The 16,274-nt window shown below is 60.8% G+C and carries 11 protein-coding genes, 2 pseudogenes, 1 riboswitch and 1 other annotated feature; of the genes and pseudogenes, 7 read left to right on the plus strand and 6 right to left on the minus strand.

Translation table 11 applies throughout. The features are described from left to right. Positions 1-794 precede the first annotated feature (794 nt). Positions 795-1,640, plus strand: a complete 846-nt coding sequence (locus tag SB4_RS19535) for a hypothetical protein (protein ID WP_153006142.1) — start codon at positions 795-797, stop codon at positions 1,638-1,640. Positions 1,641-1,819: 179 nt separating this feature from the next. Next, entirely contained in the window at positions 1,820-3,160 is a 1,341-nt protein-coding gene (locus tag SB4_RS08745; RefSeq protein WP_241488552.1) for a M1 family metallopeptidase, read from the plus strand. 96 nt (positions 3,161-3,256) lie between these two features. Here the strand turns inward: SB4_RS08745 and SB4_RS08750 are convergent, their stop codons facing one another. Continuing rightward, positions 3,257-3,952 (minus strand): aspartate/glutamate racemase family protein, encoded by a 696-nt coding sequence (locus tag SB4_RS08750; RefSeq protein WP_058752271.1) that lies wholly within the window; start codon positions 3,950-3,952, stop codon positions 3,257-3,259. A 43-nt stretch (positions 3,953-3,995) separates the two neighbouring features. On the opposite strand from SB4_RS08750, the gene SB4_RS08755 reads away from it, so the two are divergent. Next, a complete protein-coding gene (locus SB4_RS08755) occupies positions 3,996-4,661 on the plus strand; it encodes a DUF1993 domain-containing protein (RefSeq protein ID WP_338112945.1) in 666 nt (221 codons plus the stop codon). A 207-nt stretch (positions 4,662-4,868) separates the two neighbouring features. Here SB4_RS08755 and SB4_RS20365 read toward each other — a convergent pair. The 5 genes and pseudogenes from SB4_RS20365 to SB4_RS08775 form a co-directional block, all read right to left on the minus strand. Continuing rightward, positions 4,869-4,967 (minus strand): annotated as a pseudogene (locus tag SB4_RS20365) (IS5 family transposase); the annotation flags it as partial. A gap of 899 nt (positions 4,968-5,866) precedes the next feature. Next, positions 5,867-6,271 (minus strand): DUF190 domain-containing protein, encoded by a 405-nt coding sequence (locus tag SB4_RS08760; RefSeq protein ID WP_058752272.1) that lies wholly within the window; start codon positions 6,269-6,271, stop codon positions 5,867-5,869. After that, positions 6,271-7,662, minus strand: coding sequence for a voltage-gated chloride channel family protein (locus tag SB4_RS08765; RefSeq protein ID WP_058752273.1), 1,392 nt, complete (start codon positions 7,660-7,662; stop codon positions 6,271-6,273). The genes SB4_RS08760 and SB4_RS08765 overlap by 1 nt, the downstream gene beginning before the upstream one ends. Positions 7,663-7,686: 24 nt before the next feature. Next, positions 7,687-7,763, minus strand: a riboswitch (Fluoride riboswitch). 83 nt (positions 7,764-7,846) lie between these two features. After that, the gene (locus SB4_RS08770) at positions 7,847-8,401 is read right to left on the minus strand and encodes a recombinase family protein (RefSeq protein ID WP_058718332.1); all 555 of its coding nucleotides are present in this window, start codon (positions 8,399-8,401) and stop codon (positions 7,847-7,849) included. A gap of 43 nt (positions 8,402-8,444) precedes the next feature. After that, positions 8,445-9,956 (minus strand): MFS transporter, encoded by a 1,512-nt coding sequence (locus SB4_RS08775; RefSeq protein ID WP_058752274.1) that lies wholly within the window; start codon positions 9,954-9,956, stop codon positions 8,445-8,447. Positions 9,957-10,056: 100 nt separating this feature from the next. Here SB4_RS08775 and SB4_RS08780 point away from each other — a divergent pair, with 100 nt between their 5' ends. The 4 genes and pseudogenes from SB4_RS08780 to SB4_RS18915 form a co-directional block, all read left to right on the plus strand. Then, positions 10,057-10,947, plus strand: coding sequence for a LysR family transcriptional regulator (locus SB4_RS08780; protein ID WP_058752275.1), 891 nt, complete (start codon positions 10,057-10,059; stop codon positions 10,945-10,947). 498 nt (positions 10,948-11,445) lie between these two features. Beyond that, positions 11,446-12,272 (plus strand): annotated as a pseudogene (locus tag SB4_RS18910) (IS3 family transposase); the annotation flags it as partial. Further along, positions 11,727-11,843: a sequence feature (AL1L pseudoknot), on the plus strand. Its footprint overlaps the pseudogene before it by 117 nt. A gap of 215 nt (positions 12,273-12,487) precedes the next feature. Further along, positions 12,488-13,441 (plus strand): transposase, encoded by a 954-nt coding sequence (locus SB4_RS08800; protein WP_153006143.1) that lies wholly within the window; start codon positions 12,488-12,490, stop codon positions 13,439-13,441. A 971-nt stretch (positions 13,442-14,412) separates the two neighbouring features. Further along, positions 14,413-16,274: beta strand repeat-containing protein (locus SB4_RS18915; protein WP_193753772.1), on the plus strand; the 1,862-nt coding region annotated here is incomplete at its 3' end.

Consider the following 16,274-nt stretch of genomic DNA (forward strand, 5'->3'; position numbering starts at 1 on the left):
GTTGCGGGGGCAGGATTTGACCGCTGTAGAACCAAGTTCTCACTGGCTGCGTGCCGCGTCGGATCATTGCGGGGATCGATACCTTCTCGTCCATCCATCCCGACTTTTCGACAAGATCGGCATCGACTCTAACCGTCAGGGGCAGTCGTCCCTTTGAGATCGACGTCATCACCGACTCCATTCCGATCGATGAGGGCATCTCGATTTATCCGGATGACAGCGCTGGCACGATCACCCGAATCGAACATCGCATTCTCGCTCCGTGCCCCCGCCGCTTGCAGGTCGCCGCTCACGTCGCGGGCACTCCGGACCACGCGGACGCACATCGGACGGGCTTGGAATGCTGCTGATGACGGGCCCATCGAAGGCATGGCCTCCCTATTTGTCGGTTTCAATCGATTTGACTCGTCGTTCCACGCACGAGTGACCCGTAGCACCGCTCCCTGCCCGCGACTTCCGGTTACTGCCCGCCAGTTCCTGCTCGGTGCCCGACGTCGGTCAAGCATGGACGGATTCCCGTTTCCCCATGTTCAACGGACCATTTCGGGAAAAAGCATTTGGGAACACGTTTCGGGAAAGCCGTCTGCAAGAGGCGGGTGCGGCATGGCCGGCGGGCTCGGCCTTGCCATCAGCGGTTCCCAATCGGGACGCATGTCGCGCGTTGGCGAGAGGGGATCCTTCAGGCAGATCCTGAGGGCCGTTCTACGTATTGTCCTAAGCCGTCACCGTCCCGCCGCATTTATTGATATAAATCCTCGAACGGAATAAGCCTCATGGAGGAGTGACCGTTGCGAATGTTACCGTCCCTGCCTGCGTTGCTCGCGATTTTTCTTCCGTTCACGGCACAGGCCGAGCATAATTCAATCAAGTCAAAGAAAATCGCACCGGTATCGCGCAATATGTGTATCGCGCCGAGTGGATGGGTGAGACCATTTGAGCAAATTTATCATTTTCGCAACGGCGCAACAGTAATATTCATTGGCGTCGAACATACGAACGATCTAAATGATGAAACGCACCGCCAGATTCGAGATTCATTTGAAAAATATAAACCTTCATTCGTTTTGGTAGAGGGCACGTCCTCCGCTAAAAGCGAATTTAAGTGGTTTAGGGACGATCTTGCCAAGCTGGCGAAGGAACGGGTTCAAGAGGGGGCTGCTTCAGAAAATTTATATGCTGTGACGCTTGCGGTAGGTTTCGGGGCGCAATTCTCTGGGTGGGATTTCAATCCAGATCAGGATTATAAAGTACTTATCGAAGATGGATTTACCGTCCCTGACGCGCTAGGCGCACATCTTCTGCGGTCGCATATCAATCCTTTCTTGCAAGATGGAGGGGTAAGGGCCGTGGAACGGCAGCTGCGATATGCTGCGACCATCCGGCCCATCACAAGCTTCGATTACCTGGCTTGGTATCGCCAAGCGTATGGCAACGAGTTCGATATTAATAATGGAACGCCGTGCGGCAAGGGCATTGGCAGTAGGGTAATTGACGATTTAAGCTATCGTCGAAACCTCAATCTTGCCGGTCTTATCGACAGGGCTGCTTTGCCCGGCAAGACTATTCTTGTCGAGGCGGGCGCAAACCACTGGTTAGCGTTGAAAGATCATCTTCAGTCGCAATCCGTCGCGACAGATTAGCGACCTGATACTGCGGCCTGCCCAGCAGTCGATATAGGGGCGGCCACTATTCGCGGGCTTATAGCTTTCCTGGAACACTATCCCTTGCAGGACAAACGGCGCGACCGGTCCTCAGTGTTGGCCCTCATCGATAGAAGCCATAGGTTGGCTCGATGGCTAAACCATAGGAAGGGGCGTCAGTGATCCGCAGAATTTTGGCACCATTGTTGGCCGGAACCACTCTGGGGTTACTGTGCAGCCCTGCGCTCGCCGCCAACAGGCCTGGCGATGGATTTGAAGTGGCGAGCTACAGGCTCGCGCTTACCCCTGACATCCAGAACAGGACCGTCGCAGGGCGTGAGGCGATCACGCTGCGCGCAACGGTGGATGGCGTCCGGCGCCTGAACTTCACCGCCAATGCTCTTGCCATCGACAGCGCAACCCTCGATGGCGTGGCGCTCGCCCACACCGTGGAAGGCGATGTGCTGGGCTTCGACCTGCCCCGGCCGCTTCGGCGCGGACTCACCGTGAAGCTCGAATTGTCCTATCATGGCCGCCCCGCACGTGGGTTCGCGGGCTCGGCGACAACGCTCTACACCAGCTATTTCGCATGCGACTGGATGGCCTGTTCCCAGAACAAGTTCGGCGAGAAGGCGGCCTTCTCGCTTGATCTGCGTGTCCCGCGCGGGATGACCAGCCTGTCTGTTGGCCGCATGATGGCGCGGCGACCGGGACCGGACGGCAGTGAGATCCATTGCTGGAAAGCTCCCCGGCCCTACTCGGCCTATCTTTACGGCTTCGCGGTGGGTCGGTTCACGCGGGTCAGCGAACGGGCCGGATCGAAAAGGCTCACCTATTTGAGCGACACTGCCGACGGGGGCGAGCTGAAACGACGCTTGGCAGGGACAAGGGAGATGGTCGCCTTTCTGTCCACCAAGGCCGGCATGCCGCTTCCTGCCGCCGACTACAGCCAGCTTCTGGTCGAAGGCGATGAGGCGCAGGAGGCGGCGACATACTCCGTCCTCGGCACCGATGCGTTGCCGGCGAAGCCAGATGATCCGTCGGAGGATTGGGCCATCGTGCACGAACTCACCCATCAATGGTGGGGCAATCTCGTAACGTGCGAGACGCTCAAGGATTTCTGGCTGAACGAAGGTATCACGACCTTCATGACGGCTGTGTGGAAGGAGCACCGCTACGGCCGCGTCGCCTACAATGCCGAACTCGATGTCGCCAGGAGCCGGCTTGAAAAGGCGCAGGCGATGGGCTTCGACAAGCCGCTGGCCTGGGATGGCAGCTACCCGACATTGGGCGTCCGGCGCGCGATCCAGTACAGCAAGGGCGCGCTGTTCATGGCGCAGCTGCGAGTTACGCTCGGCGATGCCGCGTTCTGGTCTGGCCTGCGTCGCTACACCCGTGACCGTGCGGGCGGGACGGTTACGAGTATTGATCTGGAGCGAGCGATGGAGGCGTCGAGCGGCCGGGACTTGCGCCCGCTGTTTGCCGAATGGGTGTTCGGTGATGGCCCTTCCGCTCGGTAACGGGAATAGCCTGTCCCGTGATGTTTCCCGTATCTCGATCGCAAATGGGACGGCCTTCGCAGTCCCACCCGCCGTTCCCTTGTAGGAACGCGGCGGTTAGCTGGACAACGCCATCTCGATCGCCGCTGCCGCATGGAGGGCGGTCGTGTCGAAAATCGGCACCTGACTGTCTTCCGGCTGAACCAGCAGCATGATTTCAGTACATCCCAGGATCACCGCCTCTGCGCCGCTCTCGATCAAGCGGGCAATGACCGCGCGATAAGCATCACGCGACGCCGGCAATACCTTACCGGCAACCAGTTCCTCATAGATAATACGGTGGACGGTAGCGCGGTCCTCCTCGTTTGGAACGATGACGTTGAGGCCATGCTGATCAGTGAGCCGCCCCTTGTAGAAGGCGTGTTCCATCGTGAACGCGGTTCCGAGCAGTCCGACCGTGTTGAGGCCAGCCGCCTTGATGCGTTCGGCCGTGGGATCGGCGATGTGGAGCAGCGGCACACTCACTGCCGCCTGAACATCCGCCGCCATGCGGTGCATGGTATTGGTGCAGATCAGCAGCACGTCGGCGCCGCCAGCTTCAAGGCGCTGTGCCGCATCGATCATGCGCGTCGTCAGGGCCGGCCAATCGCCCCTGTGCTGCAAATCTTCAATTTCAGCGAAGTTGAATGACCATAGCAAGCACCGGGCTGATGCTGTGGGACCGAGCCGATCCCGCACCCCCTCATTGAGTATGCGGTAATACTCAGCAGAACTTTCCCAGCTCATGCCGCCGATCAGGCCGATCATTCTCATGCCTCAGTATGCCCCGCTTTCCATACACCGTCCGACATCACCTATGGGTTTTGAGAACCGTGTCACGTTCTCTTTTTACCATCCAAAGTGGGAAGCTGCCGACCGTCATTGCGCTGTCGCCGCGCCCATGTACGATCCGACAATGACCCCTACTGACCTACTCGTCCCGACCTACCAGCACATGTTGCAGACCCTTTCCGGCTTGCTCGACAAGGTGCAGCAGCAGATGCCGCATCAGGCGGAAACCGCGTTGGAGGCGCGACTGGCCGCCGACATGTTCCCGCTCGCGACGCAGGTCCGTTTCGCAGCTTTCCAGGCGCAAGAGGCGGTGTTCCGGCTGCGCGGCGAACGTATCCCCGATTGGCTGGACGCCATTGCAGCCGAGGCGCGCAACGCTGGCGATGCGGCGGGCACGATAGCCGACGCCAAGGCGCGGCTAAACGACGCCCTCTCGTTCCTGGCAGATTTGTCGAGCAGCGATCTCGATGCTGGCGCTCGACTGCCGATCGCGATCGAGCTGCCGGGCGGAATGACGTTCGACATGACCGGCGAGCAATATGTCCGGGATTGGGCGCTGCCGCAGTTCTACTTCCATGTCATCACTGCCTACGCGATCCTTCGCAATCAGGGCGTGACGATCGGCAAGGCGGATTACGTGCCTCACATGTTCGCTTATCTTCGGCCAGGAACAATGCCGTCTGGAAGCTGACCGCGTTTTCTCGATCAACCATTCTTCTGGGAAAGCCGCAGCCGTCCTGATCGCCGTTCCCAATCGGGACGCTGACGGGGCGTTAGCGTATATCTGGGACCGTTTGATGTGATAATTCTAAGTCGTCGAGCAGAGCTGCCCCACCGGGGTAGTGAGCAGCTCCTAATTTTCTAGATGCGTTCCGCCTTTAGAATCTGCTGCCGTTTAAACGCGGCGGTCATCAACCCGTGGCTTCACATGGCTCTTGCGATAGCACCGCTCAAGCCGCGCCATTCGTTGCTCGGTCAGCCAGCAAAGATCGCTCATCCGCGCTCTCCTCGCAAAGCCTGAATCATATCAAAGCGATTACAATAATGGGGCCTGGCCCTAGACACAGTCTCATCCCCCTTGATAAAGATAATGTCTACTATTTATCCAGAAAACTGATCGCAAGTGTAGTATCAGCAATCTTCTCTCCTCGGACGCGCTTCATATGTGTGCCGCCCTCACGAAACTCTAAGAACGCTGAAACAAGATATTTGCTAATTCCGAGACTATCCCTCAAATTGGCTCCCGAAGCGGGCCATTCCACTTTCCACGAGATGACCTCTTTTAAATCTGCGCTTGGTAGTAGCTGAAACTCACCCTTAACCTCCTCCAACCGGTGCTCGCAAAACAAATTGTAAAGACCTTCGCGTTTGGAGTTGTAAAAAGCCAAGTAACAACCGTCTCTTGGCCGCCACAGTCTCATAACCAAGTCGCATCGCTCTCTTATAGATATGAACAGATCGGGCTCTCGAAAAAAATGGTACTTTTCAGATTCGCCCTCCTGATCGCTACTCATTTTTAATTACACCTTGAAAAGTTACGTGAGAGCATTTTCAGCTTTTGCTCCGCGAGCGGTGGCCCTGGAAAGGGTTTCCTTGGCACAATTTCTAGAATGCATCCGGACTGGCTGCTGAACCGCCCCGGTTTCGTCGGAGACCGTGGGTTGTGAGTTACGCTGCCACTCCGGTGTAGTCGCTGAGCCGGCCTCAAGAAGAAGCTCAAAGTCCAGCCGTTCGAGCCTGTCAGGAATCTCGTTTGCGGGGGGCATCTCATAAGTGATGCAGCAAAGAGCATTTTGTATCAAACCTGACATTCCCACAATACCATCCCAATGGGAATGCCCAGGCCGTCCCGCAGGCCGTTCGTTTGTGGGAAGGTCACAGCGTAGCCCGTGAGCGTCAGGACGCGATATGATCGGGCACCGCATCCTCGTGCGTCAGCCCCGCCGATCCGATGCTCCAATGTTCCAGATGCTTGTAGACGATCACCTTGCCCGTGAGCAGGTCGCCATGTCCCTCGCAGAAGCGTTCGAGTTCGCCGCGCTGGCCGATCAGCTCGACACACATGGTCAGGTGCGGATCGGAAATCTCGGAGCCGTTTTCCCGGATCGGACCGTGATTGCTGTAGCCGTAGTGGGTGTGATGGGCGACGGCGTTCATGATGCCGTCGCGCTTCGCCTGCGCGACCAGCTCCCGGTACAGCGGTTTGCGCGACCAGAAACTTCGCGCTTCCGCAGCCTTGTCGGACGGCTTCATGTAGATGCGGATCATCCCGATCTCGCTGGGCGTGATCTTGTGGGGCATCAATTATGCTCCTTGACGGTGTTGGAAGGACGCCGGCCACGGCGGGATGCGCGGGCGTCGCGTAGCGTTAAGGTGCCGGTATGAGCGCGGGCGGGACGCTTGGGTACGGCGATCCGCTGCGACAGGTAAATGCCGTTATGGCCCGAGCAGATGTAGGCAACGAAGCAGGCCACCGCGATCGGCACGGCATGGGTGGCGCCGAACAGCTCGATCCCCATGATCGTACAGGCCAGCGGCGTGTTGGCCGCCCCGGCGAACACGGCGACGAAGCCGAGCGCTGCGAACAGGTCGAGCGGCGCACCGAGCAGCCACCCCAGCGCGTTGCCGAGCGCGGCACCAATGAAGAACAGCGGCGTCACCTCGCCGCCCTTGAAGCCGGCGCTCAGCGTCACGACGGTGAACAGCATCTTGAGCGCCCAACTCCACCGATCGACCGGGCCGCTGAAGAAGCCCGCGATCGTCGGATCACCGGGGATGGCAGACCATACGCCCAGGCCAAGATAGGCGCGGGTGCCGACGATCCAGACAAGCGCGATGACCAGGACTCCGCCCAGGGCGGCACGGGCCGGTCCGTAAGGTATGCGGCGCTTGAGGAAGCCGCCGAATGCGTGGTTCGCTTCGGCGAAGACGAGGCCGGCCAGCCCGAAGGCGACGCCCGCGATCGTCGCCTTGAGGAGCATCAACGGCTCGACCAGCAGTGCGCTCGTGGCGGGGCCGGCATAGGCGATGTGATAGGGCGTGTGGTGGATGCCCCAAGCATGACACGTCCAGTCCCCGACCAGCGCGGCGAGCAGGCACGGTATGATGCCGCCATATTCGACGCGGCCGAGCGCCAGCACTTCAAGAGCAAATACCGCGCCTGCCAAGGGCGTGCCGAACACCGCGCCGAAGCCCGCCGCGACGCCGGCCATCAGCAGGATGCGAATACCGGATGCATCGAGACGAAACAGGCCGGCGATGGCACTGGCGAGACTGCCGCCGAGCTGCACGGCGGTTCCCTCGCGTCCCGCCGAGCCGCCGAACAGATGCGTCGCGATCGTGCCGAGGAAAACCAGCGGTGCCATACGGAGCGGCACGCCGCCCCCAGGTTCATGTATCTGTTCAACGATCAGGTTATTGCCGGCTTCGACCGAACGCCCTGTATGATGATAGAGAAGCGCGATCGCTGCCCCGCCCACGGGCAGAAGGTACAGCAGCCAGGGATAATCGAAGCGGGCCTGTGTGGCGGCATCGAGGCTCCACAGAAAAGCCGCGCACAATGTCCCGACCAGCGCCGCCATCGGCAGCAGGATCAGCGTCCAGCGAACCACCGACATGGCATGGTCGTGGCGGTCGCGAAAGAACGCCGCCACGTTGAACTCATGATACAGATTGCGAAACGTTGCGCGCACGATTCCTCCTTTGCTGCCTTGCGGCGCCAGGTAGGAATCATCGGCCCTTGCTAGGGCGGTTCGGTCGGATGACCCGGCGGAAATCCATCGCCTTGGACAAATATATGTCGCTGCAATGCAGCAACGTCAATTCCCGAAATACCATCCCAATCGGCAAGGGTTGCGACCGTTGCAGCAGGCTGGCTTAGCTGCCTGATGGGCAATGCCGATAAAAAGTCGATAAGCCAACCTGCAGCAATTTAGCGATTTTGGCAGGTTTGTCTCCTGCCGCCAGCAGCTTCCGCGCGGTATCGATCTTGTCGGCCGTCATAGTTGGCTTACGGCCTCCACCAGTGCCTCCCTTCGCCCGGGCTGCTGCCAACCCAGCGATCGTACGCTCCCTAATGAGCTCTCGCTCCATTTCGGCGACTGACGCGAGGATGTGAAAGAGCAGCCGTCCGGAAGGAGTGGCGGTATCGAAACCATCGGTTAGGGACCGAAAGTCGATCTTCCGGTCGGAAAGACCCGCGGCAAGGTCGATAAGGCCCCGGATGGAACGACCAAGCCGGTCGAGTTTCCATATCACGAGCGTGTCTCCGGTGCGCAGGAATTGCAGAGCTTCTGCCAAACCCGGTCGATCAGTCTTCGCACCGCTCGCCTTATCGGCGAACATTTTCTCGCAGCCGGCTCTGGCTAGCGCATCCGTCTGCAGAGCCAGATCCTGGTCGATGGTCGACACACGAGCATAGCCTATCAGCATCTTGATTGTCCGTTGACGTTCTCGAACCACCGTGCGCTTCGGCCTAAATCGCCGACACCTCATGAGCGTCGACGCGCCGCAAGGTCACGAACACCAGCACTGCGGACGCGCAAGTCACGCCCGCGAGAACGTATAGGAGAAGCGCGAAGCCACTCGCATAACTCTCCTTCAGCGCTTCGGCCGATGCACCCAGCCGGATGGCCCGGCCAAGGTCGCCAGTAACTAGATGCTGGGCCAAAAGCGGCCGGACCTGAGCGGAACCGATCGTAAGCCTATCAAGGTGCCAGCGCACTAGGGCCGCCAACCCTGCGGTTACGCTGGCCAGCGCGATGCCCTCACCCGCGACCCTGGTGGTGCTGAAGATACCGGTGGCCATGCCGGCACGTTCCGGCGGCACGACCGCGACCGACAGGCCGTCCATCAATCCCCACGGCAATCCGGCCCCCATGCCGATCAGAAGCATCGCCGGCACCGGTGTCGAGCCGGATCCGGGACCGCACAGCGACAGCCAGAGTAGACCTATACTCGCTGCCAGCAGTCCGGCTGCCGATACGGTCCCTGCCGAGTGCCGACGCGCCAGCCGTACCGCCAGCGTCGGCGCGACCAGCATTGGCGCCGACAAGCCGAGCATGCGCACCCCTGCGTGGGTTTCGGTCATGCCCTCGACACCGATGAACCGCAGCGGCAGCAGAACCAGCAGCACGACAAAGCAGTAGCAGGTCGCGATCGGCAGCAACTGCACCCCCAGGACGCGGGGATAGCGCAAAAGGTTAAGATCGAGCAGCGGCGCCGTGCTACGTCGCTCGACGCGAACGAAAAGTGTAAACCCGCCAACGGCGGCAAGGAGCAGCCCGGCCATTGGCATGCTGGTCCAACCCCAAACCGGTCCTTGAAGGATGAAAAGGGTGAGGCAGGCGAGCGCGATGGAGAAGGTCGCTGCGCCCAGCCAGTCCATCGCAGACGATGCCGCTGCACGAGTTTCACGCAGCGACCCCGCCCCGAGCAGAAGCGCAAGGGCCGCCACGCCCGTCGGCGCGGCGAACACCGCACGCCACCCGAACGCCTCCATCAGTATGCCTGCGACCAGCGGCCCAAATGCCAGGCCGATGCCAAAGGTGGTGCCCAGCAGGCTGAATGCCCGCGCGCGTGCCGACCCGGTGACCTCTTGCGCCAAGGCCGCGGTTCCCCCGGCCAGGGCCCCAGCGGCACCGACACCCTGCACGGCGCGCAGCAGATCAATCCAACCGAGTGTCGGCGCCAAGCTCAGCATAAAGGAGGCGACACCGAACAGACCGACGCCTGCCATGAACACCCGCTTGCGGCCCCAGCGATCGGCCAGCGCACCTGCGGTCATGAGCAGGCCACCGAACGTCAGCATGAAGGCATTCGTGACCCAGGCGAGCCCCGGCAGATCGCCGCCCAGCAAATGCCCGATCGCAGGCGTCGCCACTGCTCCGCCGGAGAAACTCATGGGCAGGATAAGGGCGGCTGTGCACACCGCAGCGAGAGTGGTGCGGGGGTGGGCGCTGGCGGGATTATGAGGTGAACTGGTCATATGCGGGATACCTCCGCGCACTGCCTTATCTCACGAACCCAGGGCGATAATCAGGTCAGTTGGACTTGGTCTATATCCTTTTCGGCTATAATCTGCTGACGTGGATCATCTGCTCGGCATCACCAGCTTTGTTCGAACGGCGGAACTGCAGAGCTTCGTCGGCGCAGCTCGTGCGCTCGGGCTCTCGCCATCCGCTGTCGGTAAGAACGTCGCCAAACTCGAAGCAGCACTTAATGTGCGCCTTCTGCATCGCACCACCCGTCGTGTCCGCCTCACCGATGAAGGCGCGCTGTTCCTGGAGCGCTGCCGCCGCATTCTGGATGATCTGCGCGAGGCGGAGATTGCCGTATCGGACGCAGGGGCGATACCGCGCGGCACCCTTCGGGTCAGCCTGCCCACGATCGGCTACCGGTTTCTCGTCCCGCACCTGCCCGCGTTTTGCGCTGCCTATCCGCACATCGAGCTCGACCTGCATTGCAATGATCGACTGGTCGACCTGCTTGAAGAAGGGATGGATGTGGCGATACGCGGCGGTGAATTGGCCACGTCGTCGCTGATCGCGCGCAAGCTCGGCTCCTTTTCTTTCGTGCTGTGCGCGTCTCCTGCCTACATAAACGCGCACGGCCAACCGCACTCGGTCGACGCCTTGGTGACCCATGACGCCGTGCGGTTCCGCTATCCGGGTTCGGGACAGGTACAGCCTTGGCCGATCGCACTTGATCTGCATCCACGTACAGTCCTGGCGTGTAGCAATATGGAAGGCGTACGCGCCGCGGCGATCAACGGTCTGGGCATCGCATACATGCCTGACTTCCTGGCGGCAGATGCCGTTCGGACTGGTGAGCTCTGCCACCTGCTGGAGGATAAGGTGCGCTCCGAAGGCCAATTCTCACTCGTATGGCCCTCCGGCCGCTTAGTGTCATCGCGGCTGCGCGCCTTCATCGACTTTGCCACTGTCAACCTGTTCCAAGACCGCGTGGTAACTCAGTAGAATAGGCTTGAGCGTCAGGGTTGATGGGCCAAGCCACTCATTCTCGTAATGGCACCTTTTTGAGAAAGAGCTGGCCGTCTCGCTGACCGTTCCCAATCGGGAATGTAGCATCCGCAATAGCGACGGTGTTAAACCGCATCCATGAGACAGAACGGCTTTGCAGCATCTATGGTCGATCGACGTCAGGCGCTGATCGGTGGAGGAGCCTTTCTGCTTTCCGGCTGCTTGGCGTCTGCGCGAGTGGATACGACCAGCACGAGCGAGCTTCGCGCGCTGGAACAAGATGCGAAGGGGCGTCTCGGGGCCTAGGTTCTCGATCCTTATCGACGAACGGCTTTCGGCTGGCGCGAGCATGAGCGTTTTACACACCCCAGTTCATTCAAGATGTCCTTGGCTGCCATGCTGCTCGCCAAGGCGGAATCGGGCCAGGTCGATCTGGAGGAAATGAACCGCCCCGGGTTTGTCGGAGGCTCCAACTCCTGAGAAGGTGGAGCGTGTATGAGCAAGACGACGAACAAGTTTGCGCCTGAGGTCCGCGAGCGAGCGGTACGGATGGTGCTGGATCACGAGCGCGATCACCCATGGCGATGGGCCGCGATAGTTTCCATTGCCGAGAAGATCGGTTGCGTTCCGCAGACGCTGCATGAGTGGGTAAAGAAGGCCGAGGTGAACAGCGGCAAGCGCGCTGGCGTTCCGACCGAGGTCGCTGACAAGATGAAGGCGCTGGAGCGCGAAGTCCGCGAGTTGCGACAGGCCAACGAGATCCTGCGCAAGGCATCCGCATATTTTGCCCAGGCGGAGCTCGACCGCCCGTTCCGGCGATGATCGCCTTCATCGACGATCACCGTGAAGCCTATGGGGTCGAGCCGATCTGCCGCGTCTTGCCGATCGCCCCATCGACGTATTTCGAGCGTGTCGCGCAGCGGCAGGATCCAATGCGCCTGTCGGCGCGGGCGCAGCGGGATCAGGTTCTCAAGCCCGAGGTGGCTCGCGTGTTCGCCGAGAACTTCGCGGTCTACGGCGTCCACAAGGTCTGGCGGTAGATGATGCGCGAGGGCTTTCCGGTCGCCCGCTGCACCATCGAGCGGCTGATGCACGATATGGGTCTACAGGGCGTGATCCGGGGCAAGCCGGTTCGCACGACGATGAGCGACAAGGCAGCGCCGTGCCCGCTGGATCACGTCAACCGCAGGTTCTACGCGCCAGCGCCGAACATGCTGTGGGTGTCGGACTTCACCTACGTCGCGACCTGGGCGGGCTTCGTCTACGTCGCCTTCGTCATCAATACCTACGCCAGGCGGATCGTGGGGTGGCGGGCGAGCCGAGGCACCTTCTTGCGCGGCTGGGTACTCTGATGGCGGCCTGAGGCCGGCGTAAGCCTGACAAGCGAGCTTTGAGCGGGGTCGCCGGCCTGGGGTAAACGCAGAATTTCTTCCCCAGCTTACGCTAGAGCGGTTTCCGGCCTTTTTGAATCGCTGAGGATTCATACGGGCGCGGTTTTCTGATTCAGGCACTGAGCCGGGTCAGGAGGCCGGCACAGATGCCGCGAGTGCTGTCACAGGATCTTCGGGAGCGAGTGGTCGCCGCGATTGGTGGCGGGATGTCATGCCGTGCTGCGGCAGCACGGTTCGGTGTCAGCGCGGCAAGCGCGATCCGCTGGCGGCAACTGGTCATTCAGCACGGCACGCCGGCAGCCAAGCCGCAAGGCGGCGACCGTCGTGCGGCCAGGATCGACGGGCACGCAGCCTTCATCCTCGCCGCGATCGAGGCGAAGGACGACATCACGCTGGTCGAGTTGCAAGCGCTGCTCGCCGAGCGAGGCACGCCGGTCAAGCTGATCGTCGAACAGCATGTCACCAACGCGGGCAGCGATCTGGGTTTTCTGGCCGAAACCGCGGGTGCGGCCAAGGACCTGCTCGGCGTGGACCGAATCGATGTGGTCGCCGACATGGGATATTACATGGGTGAGGACATCGCCGCGTGCGAACGGGCCGGCATCACTCCCTATGTCGCCCGTCCCCAGCGCGGCACGGCCGTCGGCGACGGCCGCTTTCCCAAGGAGCGGTTCCGCTACGACGAAGCCGCAGACTGCTATCACTGCCCCGGCGACCAGCGCCTTGATACACGCTACCGCTGGTTCCAGGGCGGTCACATCATCGTGCAACATTCAAACCCGCGCGCCTGTGGCGGATGCGAACTCAAGGCGCAGTGTGCCCGCGGTGGCTTCCGCCGCATCACGCGGTGGGAAGGCGAGGCGGTGCTCAACCGCATGGCGACACGCCTCGCCGTGCGGCCTGAGATCCTGAACATCCGGCGCGAGACGGTCGAACACCCCTTCGGCTCCATCAAGCAGTGGATGAACCAGGGCGCGTTCCTGATGCGCGGGCTGGAAAAGGTGCGCGCCGAGTTCAGCCTGACGGCGCTCACCTACAACCTCAGGCGGGCGATCAACCTCGTCGGCGTACAGGGGCTGATCCGGGCGGTACAAGCCTGAACCTCGCTGCTATATGGGCCAGTGCAGCGTCTGATATCTTTCCCACAACGCCGTTCTGACCCCGATGCAGCGGGAAACCCGAACATATCAGTAGTATCTGCCACTCTGACCAAAAGGACGACGGGCGGCTTCATGACCGCGAGTTTTCGCACGGTCTGGATCGCGATCGAGAAAGCACCTTGGTCGGCTGCCGTCACTTGCCGTCAATCGATGGGGCGCGTCGCAGGCTGCGCGAGGCCCTACGCCGTACGCAAAGGGAAGAACTCTGCTGTCGCACCATTCCGCTTGACGATGAGGGCATCGGTCGCGGTGGCCATCGTGATGTCGCCTCGCCACTTAGTATCTGCGTGTTGAGGGGGGCAAGGTCGCCGACTTCATGGACGAAGATGCAATCGACCTCCTCGCCGAGCGCTCGCACCGCAGTTCGAGATGCTCCCGCCCCCCCACCGCCTTCGAACAGGGCTCAAAGCCGCCACCGGGCCACACATGGCTGAATTCGATGAAAGCGACATAACAGTACCAAGATCAAAACGGTAATGCATCCACACTAATTCGCATTTAAACGAATATTTACCGTTTCCCAATAATCTTCGCTCTACATATGGCTGGAATTATGCAGCCACTGGGCTTGCTCCTAGATATTTAGACATACGTGATTACCCTCGGCGACGAATTCGTAAGTCGCCGTACTACAAGGCGAATATTGAATGCCGTGGCGAATGCATCGAGAAAATTTGATGAAAATCACAGCCATGTTGATCGATATGACGTTCCATATGAGCCAAAAAAGGGATTGGCGCACTCTGAGGCTGATCACAGGAGCGATGGCTGTCGGCACAACCGACTTGCCATCCTCACCCCTATTGGGCAGAAAACATCCTGCCAGAGCTTGTGGCGCAATCAAACGGTCATTGCTCCCTACCGCCTTGCTTTCATTATTGATGTTTGTGAACATCAATCCGGCTCTAGCAATGTCGAATGGCTGCAGCGCTATCAACGCGCTCTCCGGTTCTTCGTCTCTTTCCTACGGCAGCAATAGATACAGCGCGTCAGAGTTTGCGACTGGTGACTCCTTGACGCTACGGTTCACAGATAGCGGCGCTGGCAAGGGGCTGGACCCTAGGAATACGGACAGCGTAGCCATAGCGCGTTACGACCTTTCAAATACCCAAGCATACAACGCCACGAATTCTACCAGCAATACCACGAACAACGTTACAATTACTGTTCCGGCTGGCAGTCTCGAGGCTTATGGGGCTAGCATAAGAGCGAGCACCTCTCGTGGTCAGATCAGCAACCTAGTGTTCACCTGCACTAGTCGTTCGGCCGCTTCCACGGACGCGACTCTTTCGGGGCTGTCGCTTTCCACGGGCAGTCTATCACCAGTCTTTTCCAGCGGCACAACCAATTACAGTTCCCTCGTCGGCAACGCGACGACATCGCTGACGGTTATGCCCACCGCCACGGACAGCGGAAGCACCATTAATGTCAATGGCTCCTCAGTTGCGTCGGGCAATACCTCAGGGCCAATAAACCTCGCAGTCGGTTCGAACTCGCTGACGATCATCGTCAGGGCGGCCGATGGCCTAACTACTAAATCTTATTCCGTCACCGTGACGAGAGCCGAAGCTGCACCGATTGCCAACAATGTTGCCGCAACAGTGGTGGCCAACAGTTCGAGCAACGCCGTAGCCCTTTCGATTTCCGGCTCGGCTTCTTCGGTGGCCGTCTCAAGTTTGCCAACTCATGGCACAGCAACGGCCAATGGCACCAGCATCACCTACACGCCGAGCGCCGGATACTCGGGTAGCGACAGCTTCACCTACACTGCGACCAATTCCTCGGGCACTAGCGCGCCTGCGACTGTCACCATTTCTGTAACCCCGCCGACGCTGGCATTGGCACCGGCAACATTGCCGGGTGCGACTGCGGGGACTGCGTACAGCCAGGCGCTCAGCACCTCGGGCGGGACCGCACCGTACAATTATGCCCTCACTGCAGGGGCGTTGCCGGCCGGGCTCACCCTGTCGAGCACCGGCACACTGTCCGGCACGCCAACTGCTGCGGGCACGTTCAACGTTACCGTCACTGCGACCGACGCGCAGAACTTCACGGCTATTCGTGCCTTTACCCTCACCGTCGCCGTCCAAGCACCGGTGGCCGGCGCGGTCAGCACGACCGTCGCTGCCAACAGCACTGCCAATGCGGTGACGCTCGTCTCGTCGGGCGGGGCTGCGACCTCGGTCGCCGTCGCCACCGCGCCAGCGCATGGCACTGCCACCGCCTCGGGTACCGGTATCAGCTACACGCCGAACGCCGGCTATTCGGGCAGCGACAGCTTTACCTACACTGTGACCAACGCCTCGGGCACCAGCGCGGCCGCGACCGTCACCGTGACGGTGAGTGCACCGACGCTAACGCTGGCGCCGGCAACGCTGCTGAGCGGGACTGCGGGGACTGCGTACAGCCAAGCGCTCAGCACTTCGGGCGGCACCGCGCCGTACAACTATGCGGTGACCGCTGGCGCGTTACCGAACGGCCTCACCCTGTCGAGCACCGGCACGCTGTCGGGCACGCCCGCCACATCGGGGGCGTTCAATTTTACGATCACCGCGACGGACGCCCAGAACTTCACCGTCACGCGCGCCTATACCATTACCGTTGCCGGCCAGGCACCAATGGCGGGTGCGCTCAGCACGACCGTCGCCGCCAACAGCACCGCCAATGCGGTGACGGTCGCTTTGTCGGGTGGGGCTGCGACCTCGGTCGCCGTCGCCAGCGCACCGAGCCACGGCACCGCTGCCGCATCGGGTACCGGCATCAGCTACACCCC

This window comes from Sphingomonas sanguinis (genome assembly GCF_001476905.1).
Taxonomy (GTDB): Bacteria; Pseudomonadota; Alphaproteobacteria; order Sphingomonadales; family Sphingomonadaceae; genus Sphingomonas; species Sphingomonas sanguinis_B.